This window comes from Nocardiopsis camelliae (genome assembly GCF_028993595.1).
GTDB lineage: Bacteria > Actinomycetota > Actinomycetes > Streptosporangiales > Streptosporangiaceae > Nocardiopsis > Nocardiopsis dassonvillei.
Map to the genome: position 1 here is coordinate 3,628,362 of NZ_CP118614.1, position 19,749 is coordinate 3,648,110.

The window sequence follows — 19,749 nt, forward strand, 5'->3', positions numbered from 1 at the left end:
TCCGTGTGCCGGGCGCCCCCGGAGACGGGCTCAGAAGTCGAAGTCGTCCACGTTCCCGGCGTCGAAGACCTGCGGCGGGCCGAGCACGATCTCCCCCTCGGTCTCGAACGTGAACTCGCCCAGGCGTCCGGCCGTGAAGGTCTCGCCCTCGGCGCCGGTGATCTGCCCGGCCTTGAGCGCCGCGCCGGTGTACCCGGCCAGGTAGCCCAGGTCGAGCGGGTTCCACAGGGCGAACCGGCTCACGGTGCCGTCGTCCACGAACTCGCGCATCTGGTTGGGCGTGCCCAGGCCGGTCACGGCCACCTCGCCCCGGTACTCGGAGTCGCTGACGTAGCGGGCCGCCGCGGCGATGCCCACGGTGGTCGGCGAGACCACGCCGTCCAGGTCGGGGTGGGACTGCATGAGGCCCTGCATCTCCTGGAAGGACTCCAGGTCGTCGTCGTTGCCGTAGACGGTCTCGACCAGCTCCAGGCCGGCGTACTCCTCCTCGGCCAGCACCTCCTCCATCGCCGCGATCCAGGCGTTCTGGTTGGTGGCGTTGGGAGTGGCCGAGAGCACCGCGAAGGTGCCCTCGCCACCCAGGTCCTCGGCGATCATCTCGACCAGGGTGCGGCCGATGAGCTCGGTGGAGGACTGGTTGACGAACACGTCGGTGCAGTTGGCGTTCGAGTCGTAGCCGACGATGGCCGCGCCGTTGTCACGGGCCTCGTTGAGCGCGGGGCAGACCGCGTCGGGGTCGTTGGCGGCGATCACGATGACGTCGCTGCCCGCCTGGCTGGCCGCGTTGACGTACTCCACCTGGGAGTCGGCCGTGGCCTCGGTGCCCCCGCGCTCGGTGGCCGTGCCCCCGACCTCCTCGACGGCCTCGGCGCCGCCCTGGTTGACGATCTCGAAGAAGGGGTTGTTGAGCTGCTTGGGCAGGAAGTCGATCTTCAGGCCCTCGGGGATCTGCGCGTCGGGGTCGGCGGTGCCGGTCGGCCCGGCCCGGTTCTCCTCCTGGGCGTCCTCGATGGTGGTGCCCCCGCCGCAGGCGGCGGTCGTCAGCACCGCGAACGCGGACGCGGCCAGGAGCAGGTGGCGTGGGCGGCCCTGGGTCATGAGTGTTCTCCCTTGGTGGGGGCGGACGCGGCGGACGGTGCCGCGGCCGGGGGTGAGGAGGGGCTGGGTCCGGGTGCGCGTCCGGCGCGCAGCCGGGCCACGAGGTTGGGGGTGACGACGGAGGCGATGAGGATGAGGCCGGTGACGATCTGGAGGACCTCGCTGCTGATGCCGAACAGCTGGAGGGCGTTGCGGATCGCGCCCAGCAGCACGACGCCGCTCAGCACGCCCAGGATCGAACCGACCCCGCCGAAGATGGACACCCCGCCGAGCAGGACCGCGGCCACGACCTGGAGTTCGAGGCCGAGGGCGGTGTCGGCGCGGGAGGTGCCGTACTGCAGGGTCCAGAAGACCCCGGCCCCGGAGGCCACCGCGCCGCTGAGCGTAAACAGCCAGAACTTGGTCCAGCGCACCGGCACCCCGGTGAAGCGGGCGGCCTCGTCGTTGTTGCCGATGTCGAACAGCGAGCGGCCGACGGCGGTGGCGTGCAGCAGCACCCCGAACAGCACGGCCAGGACCAGGACCGCCACGGCGATCCACGGCAGGCCCTCCACGCCCAGGAAGGGCGCCCTGGCTCCGCTGACCCAGCTCTGGGGGTAGCTGGCCACGGCGCGGTCGCCGAGCAGCACGTAGGCCAGCCCCCGGTACAGGGCCATGGTGCCGATGGTCACGGCCAGGGACGGCAGCCCGCACACCGTGACCAGGAACCCGTTGAGGGCGCCCAGCAGCGCGCCCACGGCCAGGCAGATCCACAGGGCCGTTTCGATGGCGACCCCGGCCTCCCACAGCACGCCCAGGGTGGCGCTGGTCAGCGCCAGGGTGCTGGCCACCGACAGGTCGATCTCGCCGGTGATGACGATGAGCGTCATCGGCAGGGCCATCAGGGCGATGGCGGCCACGCTCAGCACCAGGAAGTCGATGTTGCGCGCGGTGGCGAACATGTCCACGAACAGTCCGGCGGCCAGCAGGGCGACCACGAGCGCGCCCACCACGGGCGCCTCGCGGGCAGAGAGCAGCGACCGGATCCGGCCGGGGCCGCCGGGTCCCCGCGCCGGGGAGCCCTCGGGCACACGGTCGGGGGCGGGGGCGGTGACGGTGCGTTCAGGCGCCACGGGCACCTCCTCCTCGAAGCCTGCGCGCGGTACGCACCGCGAGCAGCCGGTCCAGGCCGATGGCGGCCAGGATGAGCGCGCCCACCACCGCCTGGTGCCAGAACTGGTCGACCTGCCAGATGGGCAGGGCCGCGGTGATGGTGGTGAGCAGGACGGCGCCGAGCGCGGCCCCGTAGACGGTGCCCACGCCTCCGGCGATGGCCACGCCGCCGACCACGGCCGCGGCGACGACCTGGAGTTCCATGCCGGTGCCCACGGTGGAGTCGACGGTGCCGTAGCGGGCGGCGAAGAGCACCCCGGCCAGCCCGGCCAGGGCCCCGTTGGCGGCGAAGGCCCAGGTGACGCGGCGCGCGACGGGGATGCCGGAGAGCCGTGCGGCGTCGGCGTCGGAGCCGATCGCGTACAGCTCGCGGCCCGAGCGGTAGCTGGCGAGGTAGAAGCCCACGACGGCGACCACGGCGATGGCGACCGCGGCGGGCAGGGGCACGCCCAGGACGCTGAAGCGGCCCAGGAGCAGGAAGGAGTCGGGCATGTCGTGGGCGTTGACCTGCTCGCCCCCGGCCCACCAGTGGTTGAGGCCGCGGTAGGCGTACAGGGTGCCCAGGGTGACGACCAGGGCGGGAACCCGCACGGTGGTGACCAGCAGTCCGTTGAGCAGCCCCGCGACCAGGCCGATACCGATCCCGGCGAGCATCGCGACGGGCACGGGCAGGCCCGGGAAGGACACGAACAGCAGGCCGGTGCCGAAGGCCGACAGGCCCATGACCGAGCCGACCGAGAGGTCGACGTTCCTGGTGATGAGGACCAGGGCCTGGCCGACGGCGAGGACGGACAGGACGGTGGCGCCCAGGAACAGGTCGCGCACGCCCTGGCTGGACAGGAAGCCGGGGTTGTGGAGCCAGGTGGCGGCCACGAGGACCACCACGGCCAGGAGCACGCCGAGTTCGCGGAACTGGAGCCTGCGGCGCGCGGCGGGAACGGGGGCGGGGGCGGGGGCGGTACCGACCGTGTTCGTCATGCGGCCTCGCTCGGTCGCTGTCCGGTGGCCGCGTACATGACCGACTCCTCGTCGGCCTCCCCGCGGTCCAGGTGGGCGGTGACCCGGCCCTCGTGCATGACCAGGACCCGGTCGGCCATGCCCAGCACCTCGGGGAGTTCGCTGGAGACCATGACGACGGCCAGTCCCCGGCCCGCGAGGGTGGACAGCAGGCGGTGGACCTCGGCCTTGGTGCCCACGTCGATGCCGCGCGTGGGCTCGTCCACGAAGAGCACGCGGGGTTCGGTGGACAGCCACTTGGCCAGGACGACTTTCTGCTGGTTGCCGCCGGAGAGGGTGGAGACGGGGTCGGTGAGGCGGCCGAACCTCAGGTTCAGGCGCTCGCCCCACTCGCGGGCGGAGTCGCGTTCGGCGCGGGGGCGCAACAGGCCCAGGCGGCTGAGCGGTCGGCGGCGGGTGGCGGTGGCGTTGCGCTCGATGGAGGACTCCATGACCAGGCCCTGCTGGCGGCGGTCCTCGGGGACCAGGGCCAGTCCGGCGGCCATGGCGGCCCGGGGCCGCCCCGGCGCCAGCGGCCTGCCCTCCACCCGCACGGTGCCCGCGTCGTAGCGGTCCACGCCGAACACGGCGCGGACGACCTCGCTGCGTCCGGCGCCGACCAGTCCGGCCAGGGCGACGATCTCCCCGGCGCGCACCGAGAAGGACACGTCGGCGAACACGCCGTGGCGGGTCAGGCCGTCGACCTCCAGCAGGACCTCGCCGCGCTCGGCCTCCTCCTTGGGGTAGAGGCTGCTGACCTCGCGGCCGACCATGCGGCGCACGACGGTGTCCACGTCCAGGTCGCCGGTGGGGTCGCAGGAGACGAACGCGCCGTCGCGGACCACGGTGACGCGGTCGCACAGGGCGAAGACCTCGTCGAAGCGGTGGGAGATGAACAGCAGCGCCGCGCCGGAGTCGCGCAGGGTGCGGGCGACGGTGAACAGGCGCTCGGCCTCCACCCCGGAGAGGGCGGCGGTGGGCTCGTCCATGACCAGGACCCGCGCCCGGCGGGTGAGGGCCTTGGCGATCTCCACGAGCTGCTGGTCGGCGATGGACAGCCCCCGGGCGGGGCGGTCGGGGTCCATGTCCACGCCCAGGCGCGCGAAGACCTCCCGGGTGTCGCGGCGCATGCGGCCGCGGTCGATGGTGCGCAGGCGGGTGCGGGGCTGGCGGCCGACGAAGATGTTCTCGGCCACCGACAGGTCGGGGAACAGCGTGGGTTCCTGGTGGATGACCGCGACCCCGGCGCGCTGGGCGTCCACGGGCGCGGCGAACTCCGCGGGGCGGCCGTCCACGAGCACCTGCCCGCCGTCCGGCCGGTGCACCCCCGCGATGGTCTTGACCAGGGTGGACTTGCCCGCCCCGTTCTCGCCCACCAGTGCGTGGATCTCTCCGGAGCGCAGTTCCAGGGACAGCCCCCGCAGGGCCCGGACGCTTCCGAAGGACTTGGTGACGTCGACCAGGGCGAGGGGTGGGGGGACCTCTGCTGGGTCCACGTGCGCCCTCCTTCTCTTTGCCATGCCCGGCAAAAACGTTTTAATATGAAGTGGATGTTAAGTGCCCCACATCACACCGTCAAGAGGATCACCCGAGAATTCGCAGGTCTCACCCCGATAACGGCTTCCGTGCCGGTAAGCCCTTTCCAGCAAGCCATGCGGCTCGGAACACCCCACTCCGGACACGGAATTGACACGTTTCAATCGGGGTGTGAGTACGATGCTTCGCATCGCCCTCCGCACACGCACGGGAGAAGCCCCTTGTCCACCAGGTCCCCCAACGCACGCCGCGGCGTGGGTATCACCGAGGTCGCCCGGCGCGCCGGGGTCTCGCCCGGAACCGTGTCCAACGTGCTCAACCGCCCCGAGCGCGTCGCCGAGGCCACCCGCCTGCGGGTCGAGGCGGCCATCACCGAGCTCGACTACGTGCGCAACTCCTCCGGCAGCAGCCTGCGCTCGGGACGCAGCGAGTCCGTGGGCCTACTCGTGCTGGACGTGACCAATCCGTTCTTCACCGAGGTCGCACGGGGCGTGGAGGACGAGGCGGCCGGATCCGGACTCGCCGTGGTGCTGCTCAACTCCGCCGAGAAGCGCGAGCGCCAGCAGCGCAACGTGCGCCTGCTGGCCGAGCAGCGCGCGGCCGGGGCCGTGGTGATGCCCGTGGACGACGACCTGTCGGACCTTCTGTGGTTGAGCCGCCAGGGGACCTTCTGGGTGGCCCTGGACCGGGGCGACGTCGCCGAGGACGTGGGGTGCAGCGTCAGCGTGGACAACCACGCGGGCGGGATGGCGGCCGGGAGGCACCTCATCGGGCTGGGACACGAGACGGTGACCTTCCTGACCGGGCCGTTCGCCATCGAGCAGGTGCGCAGGCGGCACGAGGGGCTGCGCGACGCCTTCACCGAGGCCGGGCTGGACCCGGACACCCGCGTACGGGTGGTCGAGCAACCGCTGCTCAACCCCGAGCAGGGCGAGCGGGCGGTGGACGCGATCCTGAGCGGGGGGCCGCGGCAGCGCCCCCAGGCCGTGTTCTGCGCCAACGACCAACTGGCGCTCGGCGTGATGAAGGGCCTGGGCCAGCGGGGCCTGCGGGTGCCCGAGGACATGTCGGTGGTGGGCTACGACAACGTGGACTTCGCCGACCTGGTGCACCCGGGGCTGACCACGGTGGCCCAGCCCAAGTACGAACTGGGCCGGGCGGCGATGCGCCTGCTGGAGTCGGAGCTGAACCACGGCGAGCACGTCCACGAGCGGGTGCTGTTCACCCCGGAACTGGTGGTGCGGGGTTCGACGGCGGTGTACCGCCCCTGAACTGCGGTTGGCGTAGAGCACACAGCGGCGACGCCGCAGGGGGTTGAGCCCTCCGCAAAGCCGAACCACCCGCCCGCAGAGCCCAGGCTGGCGGCATGCCGTAGGGGGTTGGGGTGGCATGTGTGGTGGTCGTTCACCCGTGGGGGTTGGCGTAGAGCGTGTAGGTGACGGCAGCCAGGCACCCGTAGGGCGTGCGCGTTCCAGTTCAGCCCCTGGGGGGTGGGTGGTCGTGGTGGGCACTGGCTCCGAGGTTCAGTGTTGGGGGCGGGGACCGACTGAGAGCAAGTTCGCCTAGCGAACTTGCCGAAGGAGATCCCTGCGCGCCGGTCACTTCAGGTGTCTGGTGGGCGTCACGGAGGGGTTCGGGAGGTCGCCGGGGGGAACGCCCACCGGGAATCTCCCCCAGCCATCCGTGAACGGGGGTACACGGTTCAGACCGAGAGCGGCCATGAAGCCCCGCGCGTGACCGCGCGTCGTAGGGGGTCCGCAAGTTGTAGAGCGTCGCTGCGTCAGCAACCAGGCACCCGTAGAGCCCGAGCTGACGCGCACCCCAGACAAGCCACAGCAAAAGCCCTGCTCAGGGTTGTAGCGGCCCGGCGGGAGGGGTAGTCGGCCCACATGGGCAAGGACACGGGCAAGGGCAAGGACGCGGACGACTACCGCAGGGACTACACCGACCCGAAGTTACGGGAGAGGCTCAAGGAGCGGATCAAGGCCTCGGACAAGGGCGGGGCCGCCGGGAAGTGGTCGGCGCGCAAGAGCCAACTGCTCACCCAGGAGTACGAACGCGAGGGCGGCGGCTACCGGCACCCGGACCGCAGGAGCGGCGAACAGCGCGACCTGCGGAAGTGGACCGAGGAGGAGTGGCAGACGGCCTCCGGCAATGCGCGGGCGCGCGACAGCGGTTCCAAGGAACCCGGAGGCACCGACCGCTACCTTCCGCGCCACGCCTGGGAGCAGCTCAGTCCCCAAGAGCGGCGGCAGGCGCGGCGCACCAAGCGCCGGGACGACGAGCGAGGGGAGGGACGTTCGCCGAACCCTCCGGCCGCGAAGTCGGCCCGCAGGTCTGTCGAACTGGACCGGCTGCCCGCCGCCGAGGCCGCCAAGAAGGCGCGGGGAATGTCCTCGAAGCAGGCCCGCAGCGCAGCCGAGCACGAGCGCGGGCACAAGGCCCGCAAGACCGTGTTACGCGTGCTCGACAGGCGCGCCGAGGGCTGACCGCGCAGGTGCGGACACAGGCGGAGGCACAGCCGCTCCGGGGGCTGGCCGGGAAACGGACAACGGGGAGACGGGGGCGGGGACATGGACGAGAAGCAGCAGCGGCAGGTCCGGCAGGAGTTCGGCGAGGCGGTCAACATGACGCCCAAGGAACTGGAACGGTGGCTGGAGACCGAGGAGTCGAAGTCCGTGGGCGAGGGTGAGGGGGAGTCCAAGGGCCACCGCTCGGGGCGACGGATCGTGGACATCCTGCACGCTTCGCAGGGTGATCTGAAGGAGCAGGACTACGAGCACATGCGCAAGGTCACCGGTTACGTGCACCGGCACCTGGCGCAGAAACCGTCCGGGGACCCGAGCGAGACCCCGTGGCGGTACTCGCTGATGAACTGGGGGCACGATCCGCTCAAGGGCTGACGCGCCGCGCTGAGCGGTCCGCAAGCGCAGGACCCCCGTTCCAGGATGCGGAACGGGGGTCCTGATGTCTCGGGGAGAGCGCGGAGAACGCCGGGAACGCTGTCGTTATCGGGGAGACGACGCCAGCAGGGAGAGGAGGGAGGTCCACTCACGGTGGTCGAAGCTGAGATGGCCCAGCTCCCGGTTCTGGGTGTCGCGCACGAGGGTGTCTCGGCCTTCGCTGACCTCCACGCAGTTCCCGCCCGACGTGCTGTAGCTGGACTTGTGGAAGTCGCGTCGCTCGCTCACCGTAGTTCCTCCAGAACTTTTCGAGACTGGGTCGCAGGCAGAGCGCTACCCAGTGCTTGTTTCACCAGACCATGCAAGCGGTCGTACACCTTCGTGTCCTCATACAAGGTAGCGCCGTCCACATGGTCGCTCACAGCCGCTTTCCCACCGTCACGAAGGTGGAACAGCAGCAGCATGGACGTCACCCCGAGCAGGATGGAATCTTCTGGGACCAGGTGGAAACGCATCTTGCCCATTTCAGCGACGGACAAAAGGTGCGAAACCTGTTCCTTTCGAACCCGGGCAGGGACGCAGGTCACCGCCGTCACAGGAAACACTGCAATGGTCCGAGGGTTGTTGAGCTTCCGCAACTGCTCATACCTGCCACACCTCAGCGCCACCAAGCGCTCAAGGTCACCCGGCTCACGTCCCATCAGCGACTCCTCGAACACCAGTCGCGCGTAACTCGGAGACTGCAACAACCCAGGCACCAGCAAGGGGGATATCAGGTCTATCGTCTCGGCGGCCTCCTCCAGCCGCGAGACGCTGTGCATCCACTGCGGGAGCCCTTCCGCCTTCGCGAACTCCCACACACTGACAAGCCGCCCCTGCAACTCCAGGGCTTTGTCCACTTTCTCCACTTCGCTCCGGAGTGGGACCACGTGGTTGTTCTCCCAGCGGGAGATGGTCGATGGGCTCAGGTTCACCAGCGCCGCAAGCTTGCGGAGGGTGTAGCCAGAGTTATTGCGCTCTTCGGCCAGATATGCACCGAAATCGTGTTGCACCATGACCCAAAGCTATCCTCGGCGTTCCTCTTGGGACCATCCCTTTGTAGATACAACTCACTCACTGGAGGAACAGATATCCCCCGTCGGATGCTGAGGGCATGAACGAAACACGGAAATCCTCCGACGACATGTTCGCCGCCGCCGTCACCGCCTTCCAGAGCCAGCGGGGCCTGACCTTCACCGTCGAGTGGCGCCGCTTCCCCTGGACCCACGGCCCCGACGTCGAACGCGCCCTCGTCGGCCCCTCCTACCTGGGCAACGTCGCCATCGGCCTCAAGGACGACTTCTCCTGGAGCTACCAGGACCGGCACGGCACCTGGAAGTACGTAGAGCGCGACCGGCTCGACCTCCTCGTGGACTCCGTGGTCGAGGACAGGGCCGGGTTCCAGCCGCCGCTGCCGAACCGTTCCGCCTACCGCCAGGTTCGCGGAACACGGTGAGCCCAGAAGACAAAAACGGCGATACCGGCACCAATCCTGGAGAAACCTTCACTCTCCATTTTCCACCCGAGAAATGACGCCTCGGATATCCACACCTCTCGCCCCACCCACCACATGCCTCCGGCCGATCACGCACAAGCTCTGGCGAATGAAACCAACGCTTCCGGAGTACGGCCAGTGCCTTGAAAAACCTTAGAGAAAAGGAAACCGACATGGCGATCGCGCCGCAGCCCCCTTCCCCCGCACCCACTGTGAGCGCTGCCATACGTATCCCCCACATTCCGCGCCCGCGCCCGGCCCCTGACGACACTCCGCACTGTCCACTCCCCCGCAACCCGCCCCGCGAACCCGCTGAGGCATGGGCCACCGGGCACATCCCGGTCATGCTCACACGGCTGTCAGACTGACGGCCTACCGCCAGGCTGCTGAAAGACTGAACCCCATGCAGGCCAACCAGTTCTCGCTCACCCGGGTGCACCTGAAGCACTACAGAAGCATCGCCAAAGCCGATGTCAGGCTGGGCCAACTACTCTTCCTGGTGGGCCCCAACGGCTCCGGCAAGAGCAACTTCCTCGACGCTCTCAGGCTGGTCTCCGAAGCCCTCCAGACCTCGCTCGACCAGGCACTGCGCAGCCGGGGCGGCGTGGCCGAGGTACGGCGGCGCTCGACCGGGCACCCGACCCACTTCGCGATCGACCTGGAGTTCCGAGGCCCCACCTACTCGGGCACGTACGCCTTCGAGGTCGCCGCGGTTCGAGGAGGCGCGTTCAAGATCTCCCGGGAGGAGTGCCACGTGTACTCCACCGGGGAAGCGGAATCCTGGAAGGGTTTCTTCAAGGTCAGGAACGGCGAACTGGAGAAGGCCTCCGAGCCCGTCATGCCCCCGGTCAACGACCAGCGCCTCTACCTGGTCTCGGCCGCCGGGATCGACATCTTCGAGCGGGTGTACGCGGGCCTCTCCGGCATCAGCGTCTTCAGCCTGAACCCGGACGCCATGCGCGAGCCGCAGACTCCCGACTCCGGTGAGTTCCTGCGCCGGGACGGGTCCAACGTCGCCAGTGTGCTGCACCGCCTGCAACGCAGCCCCCAGGGTGCGAGCGACAAGGAACGCATCGAGGACTACCTGCGGATGATCGTTCCCGGTATGCACGGGGTCTCGCGAGCGGACCTCGGCAACTGGGAAACGCTGGAGTTCACACAGGACGTGCCAGGAGCAGAGAACCCCTGCCGGTTTCCGGCCCAGTCGGTCTCGGACGGCACCCTGCGCGCCCTGGGCGTCCTCGTCTGCCTCTTCTCCGACACCGGGGACACCCTCAGCACGGTCGGCATCGAGGAACCCGAGAGCGCCCTGCACCCTGCCGCGGCCGGAGTCCTGCTGGACGCGCTCCGGGACGCGAGCACCCGCCGTCAGGTGGTCGTCACCAGCCACAGCCCCGACCTGCTGGACCGGGACGACTTCGAGCCCTCCGAGCTGTACGCGGTCCGCTCCGTGTCCGGTGAGACCAACCTAGGCCCCCTCGACGATGCCGGTACCCATGCGATGCGGGAGCACCTCTACACCCCCGGTGAGCTGCTCAGAACCGACCAGCTTCTCCCCGCGCCCATCCAGGAGCGCCTGTCCTGGGAAGAGGAGTGATGTCCCCCATCACCATCGCCCCGATCGTGGAGGGGCACGGCGAGCACAGGGCGGTACGGGACCTGCTCACCCGGGTCGCGACCGAGTACTCGGGCACGTGGATCGATGTCGCGCAGCCCTTCCGCCTGGACTCGGCGAAAATGCGCAAAACGGACGAGCTGGCCAGGGCGGTGATGCTCCAGTCCAGGCGCGTTCCCGACCGGGGCGGCGTCCTCGTCCTCAGGGACGGTGACGACAAGGACATCACCTGCCCCGTCGAACTAGCGCGCTCGATCGCTCCCGATCCCGCACTCGCCCGATGCCCGGTCGAGGTGGTGATCGCCTGTCCCGAGTACGAGGCGTGGTTCCTGGCCGCCGCCGAGTCCCTGCGCGGGCACTCCGCGATGGGCGCTGACGCCGTGGCGCCGGACGCCCCCGAGGCCAAGCGCGACGCCAAGGCCCAGTTGAACGCCCTCATGACCGAGCCCTACCGCGAGACGCTCCACCGGGTGAAGTTCACCGCGACCATGGACATGCGGGCCGTGGAAGAACGGAGCCGCTCCTTCCGGCGTCTGGTCCACGCCGTCCAACTCCTCGTCGGATAAGGAATTGCCCCCGGGGACCGGAGCCCTGTTGGCTGGACGCGTGACCGAACTGCGCACCGAACGCCTCACCCTCCGCCGGTGGCGGGACTCCGACCTCGCCCCCTGGGCCGCGATGAACGCCGACCCCGAGGTCCGCGAGCACCTGGGCGACCCGCTCACCCGCGAGCAGAGCGACGCCTCCGTCGCACGCTTCGAGGCCGCGTTCGACCGGCGCGGCTACGGGTGGTGGGCGGTGGAGGTGCGGGCCACCGGCGAGTTCGTCGGCTTCGCGGGCCTGGACGACGTGGACGAGGGCATGCCGTTCACCGGGGTGGAGATCGGCTGGCGGCTCGCCCGCCCAGCTTGGGGCCACGGCTACGCCACCGAGGCCGCGCGAACGGTCCTGGCCCACGGCTTCGACGTCCTCGCGCTCCACGAGGTCCTCGCCGTGACCACGGCCGCCAACCTGCGTTCGCGTGCGGTGATGCGCCGGATCGGGATGACCCGGAACCCGGCAGAGGACTTCGACGACCCCACCGTGCCCGAGGGTCCGCTGCGCCCGAACGTGCTGTACCGCATCGCCCGCGATGCGGGAAGCTGACGTTCTCCGTCCGCCGCCGAGGTGGGCAGTCGTCCCGGGACGACTACGGTGACGGGCGTCAGGAGGGGTACGCCGCTGCCATGCGCAGCAGCTTGACGGGGTCGGCCCCGGGGTTGAGTCCGGCCACGACCTCCTCGGTCAGCGGCCCTCCCTCGAACACCGCGCGCACCGCGTCGAGGTCCAGAGAACGTTCGTAGTAGTCCTGGAACTCCTCGTGGAAGTACCGTGCGGGGTCGGCGGCGTACAGACCACCCAGCAGCCAACCCGACCCGTCCTCCCGGTCCCCGGCGACCCCGGTGCGCCAGGAGGCGTCCGCGGGCAGACGCCACAGCAGAGCGCTCACCGACAGCGTGTCGCCTCCGTTGAAATCGGTGTCCGCCATAAGGAACGCGAGTTCTCCGGGCACGGCGTCGACCGTCCCCGGCCAGTGCTCCTCGTCGTTGGCGTAGGGGCTCATCTCCGACTCGTGGTCGAAGCAGCGGATGAGACCGGCCGTGTCCGAGAGCGCGATGGCGTACTCGTCCCCTCCCCCGCTGCTCATCGTGGCCAGGTCCCATCCCGGCCGCCAGCCGGGCGTGAAATCGTACTTGCGGTAGAGGCCGTCGGGGTTGACGAGGAACTCCAGCAGCGCCGTCCTGTGGGACCGGTCGCGCACGGTGGCCGGTTCGGGCAGGCGGAGGGCGGTCTCGGGTGCGTTCATGAGGTGCATCGAAGCACACGCCTGTGACAGCGCCCGCCCCGGGGAACCGCCCCCGCAGGCCCGACGGCCCGGCCGTGCTCCTCCGGGCCGCCGCGGCACGCCGCAGAACCGCCAGCGTTCGACGGACTAGCGTTCAACGGATTCCGGTCCCGCGGGCCCCCGCCCCGCGGGCTCCGCCTCCGTCCCGCCCGACCCGGGAACCCCTCCCACCACGCCCCGGCGCCGGGCCAGGAGCACGAACACCCCGGCCGTGGCGACCAGCGACAGGGCCGCGACACCCCAGGACGTGGCGTCCCAGGCCGCCGTGAGGTGACCGGCCAGGGCGTCCGACCCTCCCACGTCCCCGGCGGTCGCCCGGGCGGCGGCTTCGGACGATCCCGTGCGGGCGGCGACGATGCTGGTCAACGCCGCTCCGAAGACCGCGATGACCAGGGCTTCGGCGCCACCGCGGAGCGTGTTGAGGAAACCCGCCGCCATGCCAGCCTTCCGGGGTTCGATGACGCCCATCGCCTGGCCGTCGGTGATGCCGAACGACAATCCCATGCCGGTACCGATCAGCACCAGGGGGAGGGCCAGTCCCAGCGCGGTGATCTGCGGGTGGAGCACGGTGAGCAGCGCGTTGCCCCCGGCAACGAGCAGCAGCGCGACAACGATCATCCCGCGTGCCGACACGCCCCCGGCGACCATCCACCCGCCCAGGGACGGGGCCACCAGCACCGGCGCCGTGAGCATGAGCATCATCAGACCGGCGGTCTGGGCGGACATCCCCTGCACCCCCTGGAGGTAGGTCGGCAGGAAGACCAGCACCCCCAGGAAACCGATCGAGGTGGTCAGCGTCGCCAGGCACCAGGCCATGAACCGTCCGTCGCGGACCAGGCTCAGGTCGAGCACCGGCCGGGCCACCCGGCTCTCGACGACGAGGAAGAGCACGAGGAGCACCGCACCGGCCGCCAGCGAGCCCACCACCGCCGGGGTCCCCCAGCCCGCCTCGGGCGCCTCGATGACCGCGTACATCACCAGCGTCAGGCTGACCACGAAGGTCACCGAGCCGACCCAGTCGACGCGCGGGCGCTCGGAGGCCCGCGACTCGGCGACGAACGCCGATCCGACCAGGATGAGCAGGCCGACCGCGGCGTAGACCAGGAACGCCGTGCGCCAGCCCACGGCGCCGACCAGCAGACCCGACAGGGTCGGGCCGATCGCGATGCCCACCCCCGCCATGGTGCCCATGGCGGCGAAGGCCCGGGTCCGCGCGGCACCGTCGAAGCCCATCGCCAGCAGGGCGCCGCCGCTGGCCATGATCGCCGCGCCGCCGACACCGGTGAGCAGGCGTGCCGCGTCCAGCAGGAGGATGTCACCGACCAGGGCGCTGGCCAGGTTGCCCGCGAGGAAGACGACCGCGCCGACGGCGAACAGCAGCCTTCGCCCGAACAGGTCGGCCAGGGAACCGCAGACCAGGGTGAACGCGGCGAAGGTGAGGTTGTATCCGGCCACCACCCAGTGCAGCGCGGCGCCTGAGGCCTCCAGGTCCACCCCGATGTTCGGGACGGCCACGGCCGTCCCCGAGATCGACATGGCCACGACCAGAACGCCCAGCATGACGCTGGCGAGCAGCACCCCGGGGCGTGGCACCGCCTGCGAACCCGAACTCCGCTGCCGATTACGCGTCGTACGCACGCGCATCTCCTTCGTGTCGTGAGTGGTGGCCCCCATTCTGAAACCTCAACTTTTATTGAGGTCAAGGGGTTCGCGCGGAGCCGGGGAACGGGAACGCGGTCCTCGGCGCGCCCCTCCCCCGGGCCCCCGGAACAGCCGCTCCGGCGCTGGAGCACGGCCCGCGGGACGGAGCGGGGTCACCGCCACCGCGGCGCCCGCCGGCGCCTAACCTGGACGACGTGGTCAAACGAGACACCCGGCCGGGCTTGGCGACTCGACTCCGTCCCGCCGAAACCCCGCGGCGCGAGGCGATCGACAGCCGCAGGCTCCCCTCCTACGCCGCCGGCGAGATCGAGGTGCCCTTCGTCGTCATGGGCAGCGCCGAGATCATCCCCCGGGACACGTTCTGGGAGGAGCACTCGCACCCCACGCACGAACTGCTCTGGAACCAGCGGGGCGCCTCCTCCGCCACCGTCGGCACGCGGGTCTGGACGATCACCCCCACGGTCGGCCTGTGGCTCCCGGCCGGGACGCGCCACTCCGGGTGGACCCCCGCGGGGACCTGGCACCGCGCCGCGCAGTTCGGCGTCCACGCGGTGCCCTCGATCTCCGACGAACCCGTGGCCATGGAGGTCACCCCGCTCCTGCGGCTCCTGCTCGACCGGCTCGACGCCGAGGGGCTCACCGCGGACGAGCGCTCGCGGACCGAGGCGATGGTGCTGGACATCCTCGCCCCGGCCCGGCGCGAGCTGATCCTGCACATCCCCGAGTCGCCGCTGCTGGCCCCCATCGTCGCCGCCGTGCGCGAGGACCCCGCCGACACCACCACCCTGGCCGTGTGGGCGGCGCGGCTGGGCGTGAGCACCCGTACCGTCACCCGGGCGTTCCGCGCCGAGACGGGCCTGGGGTTCAGCCAGTGGCTGGCCACAGCCCGCGTGCAGCACGCGGTGACGATGCTCGCGCGGGGGGACGAGATCGACGAGGTGGCGGTGTGTGTGGGCTACCACTCGGCGAGCGCGTTCGGCGCGGCCTTCCGACGGGTCACGGGTCTGAGTCCGGGCCGCTTCCGCGCCCTGTGAGCTCTGCGGGGACAGCGTTTCAGCTCCCGCGGCAGGATCGGCAACACAGGCCCCACCCAGCTCTCCAGACTCCCCCGCCACACCCCGCTTGTCCGAATCGCTATAAAAGATGTCGCATCTACGCGATTGCGAACCCACCAAGGACACCCTAAATTCGGTTAGGCAAACCTAATCTCTCGGCATCGCCGCGGTCGGGTCGGCGTCGCGCACCCCTGGACCCCTGTCCCCACGCGACCCGCCCCGACCGGTCCCCTCCCGGACGCACACCCCCGTGTGCGCGCCGGGGCGGTGCGGGAGCCGGACCATGGCACCGCCATGGCTGAGGCCCGAGGGCCGCAAGAGGCCCCACGGCCGCAATGGGAAGGAAACCATGCCCCGCGTTTCAAGGCTGGCCGCGCTCTCCGGCGCCGCGCTGCTCACCGTCGCGCTCGCCGCCTGCTCCTCCGACAGCTCCTCCGACTCCTCCGGCGGGGAGGACGGCGGTTCCGGGGACTGGACCCCCGTCACCATCGAGCACGCGCTCGGCACGACGACCATCGAGTCCAAGCCCGAGCGGGTCGCGACGGTGAACTGGGCCAACCACGAGGTCCCGCTGGCCCTGGGGGTCGTGCCGGTCGGCATGGCCTCCGCCGACTTCGGCGACGACAACGGCGACGGCGTGCTGCCCTGGGTCGAGGAGAAGCTCACCGAGCTGGACGCGGAGACCCCGGTCCTGTTCGACGAGACGGACGGCATCGACTTCGAGGCCGTCGCCGACACCGCGCCGGACGTGATCCTGGCCGCCTACTCCGGGCTCACCCAGGAGGACTACGACACGCTCAGCGAGATCGCCCCCGTCGTCGCCTACCCCGAGACCGCCTGGGGAACGCCGTGGCGGGAGATGATCGAGCTCAACAGCCAGGCCCTGGGCATGGCGGCCGAGGGCGAGGAGCTGATCGCCGGCCTGGAGCAGGAGATCGAGGACTCGGTCGCGGAGTACCCGCAGTTCGAGGGCCGGTCCGCGATGTTCCTGACCCACGTGGACACCACGGACCTGAGCGAGGTCAGCTTCTACACCACGCACGACACGCGCGCCCTGTTCTTCGAGGACCTGGGTCTGGAGACCCCGGAGAGCATCGCGACCGCCTCCGCCGAGACCGACCAGTTCTCCCTGAGCCAGAGCGCCGAGCAGGCGGACGCGTTCAACGACGTGGACATCATCGTCACCTACGGCGGCGAGGAGCTGGTGCAGACCCTGGAGGGCGACCCGCTGCTGTCGCAGATGCCCGCCGTGGAGAACGGCTCCGTCGTCAACCTCCCCGGTGACGACCCGCTGGGCACGGCCGCGAACCCGACCCCGCTGTCGATCTCGTGGGTCCTGGACGACTACCTGTCGCTCCTCGCCGAGGCCGCTGACGAGGCTCAGTAGTGGCGACGGACACCTCGACCGCCGTCTCGGGCGCCGCCGTCGTGCGGCGCCCGAGGCGCGGCAAGGCCCTGTGGCTGCTGGTGGTGCTGGGCGCACTGGTCGCGCTCATGTTCGCCTCGGTCGTGGTCGGCTCGCGCGACGTGCCCTGGACGGCCGTCGTGGCGGCCTTCGGCGGCGCGACCGAGAACTTCGACCAGGCCGCGGTGGCCAAGCGCATCCCCCGCACGCTGCTGGCCGTGCTCGCCGGAGCCGCCCTGGGCGTGGCGGGGGCGGTCATGCAGGGCGTGACCCGCAACCCGCTGGCCGACCCGGGCATCCTGGGCGTGACCATGGGCGCCTCGCTCGCCGTCGTCGCGGGCATCGCCTACTTCGGCCTGGCCTCCGCGACCAGCTTCGTGTGGGTGGCGATCGTCGGCGCGGGGCTGACCACGGTGTTCGTCTACACCATCGGCTCCCTGGGGCGGGGCGGTGCCACACCGCTCAAACTCGCCCTGGCCGGGGCGGCGACCACCGCGGCGCTGGCCTCCTTCATCAGGGCCGTCATGCTCCCGCGCGCCGACATCGCCGAGGGGGCCAGGTCCTGGCAGATCGGCGGCGTGGGCGGCGGGACCTTCGACAGCGTCTCGCAGGTGCTGCCCTTCCTCCTGGCCGGGTTCGTCGTGTGCCTGCTGTCGGCGCGCGCGCTCAACCTCCTGGCCCTGGGCGACGAGCTGGCCGCGGGCCTGGGCGAGCGCGTCGCCCTCGCGCGGGGCGCGGCCTTCGTCGGCGCGGTCGTGCTGTGCGGCGCGAGCACCGCCGTGACCGGCCCGATCAGCTTCGTCGGCCTCGTCGTCCCCCACGTGTGCCGCCTGCTCGTGGGCGTGGACCACCGGTGGCTGATCCCGTTCTCGGCGCTCACCGGCGCCGCCCTGCTGACCGCGGCGGACGTGGTCGGCCGCATCGTGGCGCGCCCCGCGGAGATCGACGTGGGGATCGTGACCGCGCTGATCGGCGCCCCGTTCTTCATCTACATCGTCCGCCGTCAGAAGGTGCGTGCCCTTTGAGCGCCTCCACCGTCGAGACCGTCGCCCGCGGCCGGGTGCGCCGCGCCTACCGGCGGCGCGTCGTGATCGCCGCCCTGGCCGTGGCGATCGTCCTCGTGTTCGCCCTGTCCCTGATGGTCGGGCAGACCTTCTACCCGCCCGGCGACGTCGTGCGGGTGGTCCTGGGCCAGGACGTGCCCGGCGCCTCGTTCACCGTGGGGCGGCTCCGGCTGCCGCGGGCCGTGCTCGCGGTGGCGGCGGGGCTGTGCTTCGGGCTCGCGGGCGTGACGTTCCAGACCATGCTGCGCAACCCCCTGGCCAGCCCGGACATCATCGGCATCAGCGCGGGGGCCAGCGCGGCGGCCGTGTTCGCGATCGTGGTGCTCTCGCTCGGCGAGGCCGGGGTGTCGGCCTTCGCGATCGGGGCGGGCCTGCTCGTGGCGCTGGCCGTGTACGCGCTGTCCTTCAAGGACGGGGTCGCCGGGACGCGCCTGATCCTGGTCGGCATCGGCATCGCGGCCATGCTCACCAGCGTCACCGACTACATCCTGGACCAGGCCGCCCAGTGGGACCTGCAGGAGGCGATGCGGTGGCTGACCGGCAGCCTCAACGGCGCCAGCTGGGACCAGACCGTCCCGGTGCTGGTCGCGCTGGTAGTCCTCTCCCCCGTGCTCCTGTCCCAGTCGGGCAACCTGTCCGCGCTCCAGCTGGGCGACGACACCGCCTCGGCCCTGGGCGTGCGCGTGGACCTGACCCGGCTCGTCGCGATCGTCGGGGCGGTGGGGCTCATCGCCTTCGCGACCGCGGCGGCGGGGCCGGTGGCCTTCGTGTCCTTCCTGTCGGGGCCGATCGCGGCGCGCCTGGTGGGGCCGAACGGCTCGCTACTGGTGCCCTCGGCGCTGGTGGGGGCGCTGCTGATCCTGGTCGCCGACCTGTGCGCTCAGTACGCCTTCGGGACCCGCTACCCGGTCGGGGTCGTCACCGGCGTGCTCGGCGCCCCCTACCTCGTCTACCTGATCGTCCGCACCAACCGCGTGGGAGGCTCGCTTTGACCACGGCCCATTCGCTGCTCGTCGAGGACCTGACGCTCGGCTACAAGGACCGCGTCGTCATCGAGTCGCTGGACCTGACCATCCCGCCCGGCAGGATCACCGCGATCGTGGGCGCCAACGCGTGCGGCAAGTCCACCCTGCTGCGCTCGATGTCGCGGCTGCTCGCGCCCCGGGTCGGGCACGTGCTGCTGGACGGCAAGGAGGTGCACCGCCTGCCGTCCAAGGAGCTGGCGCGCACGCTCGGGCTGCTGCCGCAGTCGCCGATCGCCCCGGAGGGCATCACCGTGAGCGACCTCGTCGGGCGGGGCCGCCACCCCCACCAGCGGATGCTCTCGCGGTGGAGCCGGGAGGACGACGAGGCCGTGGCCGAGGCGCTGGAGGCGACGCGGACGGTGGACCTGGCCGACAGGCCCGTGGACGAGCTCTCCGGCGGGCAGCGCCAGCGCGTGTGGATCGCGATGGCCCTGGCCCAGCGCACGGACCTGCTGCTGCTGGACGAGCCGACCACGTTCCTGGACGTCAGCCACCAGGTCGAGGTGCTGGACCTGCTGACCGACCTCAACCGCTCGCTGGGGACGACGATCGTGCTGGTCCTGCACGACCTCAACCTGGCCGCGCGCTACGCCGACCACCTCATCGCGCTCGCGTCCGGTCGGCTGCACGCGGCGGGCGCGCCCGAGGAGGTGCTCACCCCCGAGACGGTGCACGCCGTGTTCGGCCTGCGCAGCGAGGTGATCACCGACCCCACGTCGGGCAGGCCCCTCATGCTGCCCCTGGGCCGCCACCACAGCGCCCGGGCCGAACGCGGGGAGGAGCAGCTCACGGAGTGACCTGCCCCGTCGCGCAACCGGT

20 protein-coding genes are annotated in these 19,749 nt (G+C 71.0%); 12 read left to right on the forward strand and 8 right to left on the reverse strand.

The window, feature by feature from the left end; all coding sequences use genetic code 11:
* Positions 1-30 precede the first annotated feature (30 nt).
* Genes rhaS through PV789_RS15955 form a run of 4 tightly spaced genes read right to left on the reverse strand, consistent with a single transcriptional unit; the run spans position 31 to position 4,742 of the window.
* Positions 31-1,098, reverse strand: a complete 1,068-nt coding sequence (gene rhaS, locus PV789_RS15940) for a rhamnose ABC transporter substrate-binding protein (protein ID WP_274973355.1) — start codon at positions 1,096-1,098, stop codon at positions 31-33.
* Positions 1,095-2,216: an ABC transporter permease gene (locus PV789_RS15945; protein WP_274973356.1), complete on the reverse strand. Its 1,122-nt coding sequence runs from the start codon at positions 2,214-2,216 to the stop codon at positions 1,095-1,097. Before PV789_RS15945 ends, rhaS begins: the two co-directional genes overlap by 4 nt.
* Positions 2,200-3,228 (reverse strand): ABC transporter permease, encoded by a 1,029-nt coding sequence (locus PV789_RS15950; RefSeq protein WP_274973357.1) that lies wholly within the window; start codon positions 3,226-3,228, stop codon positions 2,200-2,202. The genes PV789_RS15945 and PV789_RS15950 overlap by 17 nt, the downstream gene beginning before the upstream one ends.
* Entirely contained in the window at positions 3,225-4,742 is a 1,518-nt protein-coding gene (locus PV789_RS15955; RefSeq protein ID WP_274973358.1) for a sugar ABC transporter ATP-binding protein, read from the reverse strand. Before PV789_RS15955 ends, PV789_RS15950 begins: the two co-directional genes overlap by 4 nt.
* A gap of 261 nt (positions 4,743-5,003) precedes the next feature.
* On the opposite strand from PV789_RS15955, the gene PV789_RS15960 reads away from it, so the two are divergent.
* The 3 genes from PV789_RS15960 (at position 5,004) to PV789_RS15970 (ending at position 7,685) form a co-directional block, all read left to right on the forward strand.
* The gene (locus tag PV789_RS15960) at positions 5,004-6,053 is read left to right on the forward strand and encodes a LacI family DNA-binding transcriptional regulator (RefSeq protein WP_274973359.1); all 1,050 of its coding nucleotides are present in this window, start codon (positions 5,004-5,006) and stop codon (positions 6,051-6,053) included.
* 618 nt (positions 6,054-6,671) lie between these two features.
* Positions 6,672-7,271, forward strand: a complete 600-nt coding sequence (locus PV789_RS15965) for a hypothetical protein (protein ID WP_274973360.1) — start codon at positions 6,672-6,674, stop codon at positions 7,269-7,271.
* 84 nt (positions 7,272-7,355) lie between these two features.
* Positions 7,356-7,685 carry a DUF3140 domain-containing protein gene (locus PV789_RS15970; protein ID WP_274973361.1) on the forward strand — a complete coding sequence of 110 codons (330 nt, stop codon included), beginning with the start codon at positions 7,356-7,358 and terminating at the stop codon, positions 7,683-7,685.
* A gap of 105 nt (positions 7,686-7,790) precedes the next feature.
* Here PV789_RS15970 and PV789_RS15975 read toward each other — a convergent pair whose 3' ends face one another.
* Both PV789_RS15975 and PV789_RS15980 read right to left on the reverse strand, forming a co-directional pair.
* Positions 7,791-7,973, reverse strand: coding sequence for a DUF397 domain-containing protein (locus PV789_RS15975; RefSeq protein WP_274973362.1), 183 nt, complete (start codon positions 7,971-7,973; stop codon positions 7,791-7,793).
* Positions 7,970-8,740: a helix-turn-helix domain-containing protein gene (locus PV789_RS15980; protein ID WP_274973363.1), complete on the reverse strand. Its 771-nt coding sequence runs from the start codon at positions 8,738-8,740 to the stop codon at positions 7,970-7,972. Before PV789_RS15980 ends, PV789_RS15975 begins: the two co-directional genes overlap by 4 nt.
* Before the next feature lie 98 nt (positions 8,741-8,838).
* Between PV789_RS15980 and PV789_RS15985 the strand changes: the two genes are divergently transcribed.
* From PV789_RS15985 to PV789_RS16000, 4 genes are all read left to right on the forward strand, one after another.
* Positions 8,839-9,180 carry a hypothetical protein gene (locus tag PV789_RS15985; protein WP_274973364.1) on the forward strand — a complete coding sequence of 114 codons (342 nt, stop codon included), beginning with the start codon at positions 8,839-8,841 and terminating at the stop codon, positions 9,178-9,180.
* 442 nt (positions 9,181-9,622) lie between these two features.
* Entirely contained in the window at positions 9,623-10,816 is a 1,194-nt protein-coding gene (locus tag PV789_RS15990) for an AAA family ATPase (RefSeq protein ID WP_274973365.1), read from the forward strand.
* Positions 10,816-11,400, forward strand: coding sequence for a DUF4276 family protein (locus PV789_RS15995; protein ID WP_274973366.1), 585 nt, complete (start codon positions 10,816-10,818; stop codon positions 11,398-11,400). Before PV789_RS15990 ends, PV789_RS15995 begins: the two co-directional genes overlap by 1 nt.
* A 28-nt stretch (positions 11,401-11,428) precedes the next feature.
* Complete coding sequence (locus PV789_RS16000) at positions 11,429-11,980, forward strand: GNAT family N-acetyltransferase (RefSeq protein ID WP_274973367.1); 552 nt, start codon at positions 11,429-11,431, stop codon at positions 11,978-11,980.
* Between the two features lie 58 nt (positions 11,981-12,038).
* Here the strand turns inward: PV789_RS16000 and PV789_RS16005 are convergent, their stop codons facing one another.
* The gene (locus PV789_RS16005; protein WP_274973368.1) at positions 12,039-12,680 is read right to left on the reverse strand and encodes a hypothetical protein; all 642 of its coding nucleotides are present in this window, start codon (positions 12,678-12,680) and stop codon (positions 12,039-12,041) included.
* A 126-nt stretch (positions 12,681-12,806) separates the two neighbouring features.
* Complete coding sequence (locus PV789_RS16010) at positions 12,807-14,363, reverse strand: MFS transporter (RefSeq protein WP_274973369.1); 1,557 nt, start codon at positions 14,361-14,363, stop codon at positions 12,807-12,809.
* 212 nt (positions 14,364-14,575) lie between these two features.
* Here PV789_RS16010 and PV789_RS16015 point away from each other — a divergent pair, with 212 nt between their 5' ends.
* The 5 genes from PV789_RS16015 to PV789_RS16035 all read left to right on the forward strand — a co-directional run bounded on the left by PV789_RS16015 (position 14,576) and on the right by PV789_RS16035 (position 19,727).
* Positions 14,576-15,415 carry a helix-turn-helix domain-containing protein gene (locus tag PV789_RS16015; RefSeq protein ID WP_274973370.1) on the forward strand — a complete coding sequence of 280 codons (840 nt, stop codon included), beginning with the start codon at positions 14,576-14,578 and terminating at the stop codon, positions 15,413-15,415.
* 370 nt (positions 15,416-15,785) lie between these two features.
* Positions 15,786-16,823: an iron-siderophore ABC transporter substrate-binding protein gene (locus PV789_RS16020; protein ID WP_274973371.1), complete on the forward strand. Its 1,038-nt coding sequence runs from the start codon at positions 15,786-15,788 to the stop codon at positions 16,821-16,823.
* Positions 16,823-17,866, forward strand: a complete 1,044-nt coding sequence (locus tag PV789_RS16025) for a FecCD family ABC transporter permease (protein WP_274973372.1) — start codon at positions 16,823-16,825, stop codon at positions 17,864-17,866. Before PV789_RS16020 ends, PV789_RS16025 begins: the two co-directional genes overlap by 1 nt.
* A complete protein-coding gene (locus PV789_RS16030; protein ID WP_274973373.1) occupies positions 17,863-18,897 on the forward strand; it encodes a FecCD family ABC transporter permease in 1,035 nt (344 codons plus the stop codon). Before PV789_RS16025 ends, PV789_RS16030 begins: the two co-directional genes overlap by 4 nt.
* Positions 18,894-19,727: an ABC transporter ATP-binding protein gene (locus PV789_RS16035; protein WP_274973374.1), complete on the forward strand. Its 834-nt coding sequence runs from the start codon at positions 18,894-18,896 to the stop codon at positions 19,725-19,727. The genes PV789_RS16030 and PV789_RS16035 overlap by 4 nt, the downstream gene beginning before the upstream one ends.
* The last annotated feature ends 22 nt before the right edge of the window (positions 19,728-19,749 follow it).

Coding starts and splice junctions, on each gene's coding strand:
- rhaS (WP_274973355.1), bottom strand. CDS start 1,098: ATGACCCAGGGCCGCCCACGCCACCTGCTCCTGGCCGCGTCCGCGTTC.
- PV789_RS15950 (WP_274973357.1), bottom strand. CDS start 3,228: ATGACGAACACGGTCGGTACCGCCCCCGCCCCCGCCCCCGTTCCCGCC.
- PV789_RS15965 (WP_274973360.1), top strand. CDS start 6,672: ATGGGCAAGGACACGGGCAAGGGCAAGGACGCGGACGACTACCGCAGG.
- PV789_RS15970 (WP_274973361.1), top strand. CDS start 7,356: ATGGACGAGAAGCAGCAGCGGCAGGTCCGGCAGGAGTTCGGCGAGGCG.
- PV789_RS15980 (WP_274973363.1), bottom strand. CDS start 8,740: ATGGTGCAACACGATTTCGGTGCATATCTGGCCGAAGAGCGCAATAAC.
- PV789_RS15985 (WP_274973364.1), top strand. CDS start 8,839: ATGAACGAAACACGGAAATCCTCCGACGACATGTTCGCCGCCGCCGTC.
- PV789_RS15990 (WP_274973365.1), top strand. CDS start 9,623: ATGCAGGCCAACCAGTTCTCGCTCACCCGGGTGCACCTGAAGCACTAC.
- PV789_RS15995 (WP_274973366.1), top strand. CDS start 10,816: ATGTCCCCCATCACCATCGCCCCGATCGTGGAGGGGCACGGCGAGCAC.
- PV789_RS16005 (WP_274973368.1), bottom strand. CDS start 12,680: ATGAACGCACCCGAGACCGCCCTCCGCCTGCCCGAACCGGCCACCGTG.
- PV789_RS16010 (WP_274973369.1), bottom strand. CDS start 14,363: ATGCGCGTGCGTACGACGCGTAATCGGCAGCGGAGTTCGGGTTCGCAG.
- PV789_RS16020 (WP_274973371.1), top strand. CDS start 15,786: ATGCCCCGCGTTTCAAGGCTGGCCGCGCTCTCCGGCGCCGCGCTGCTC.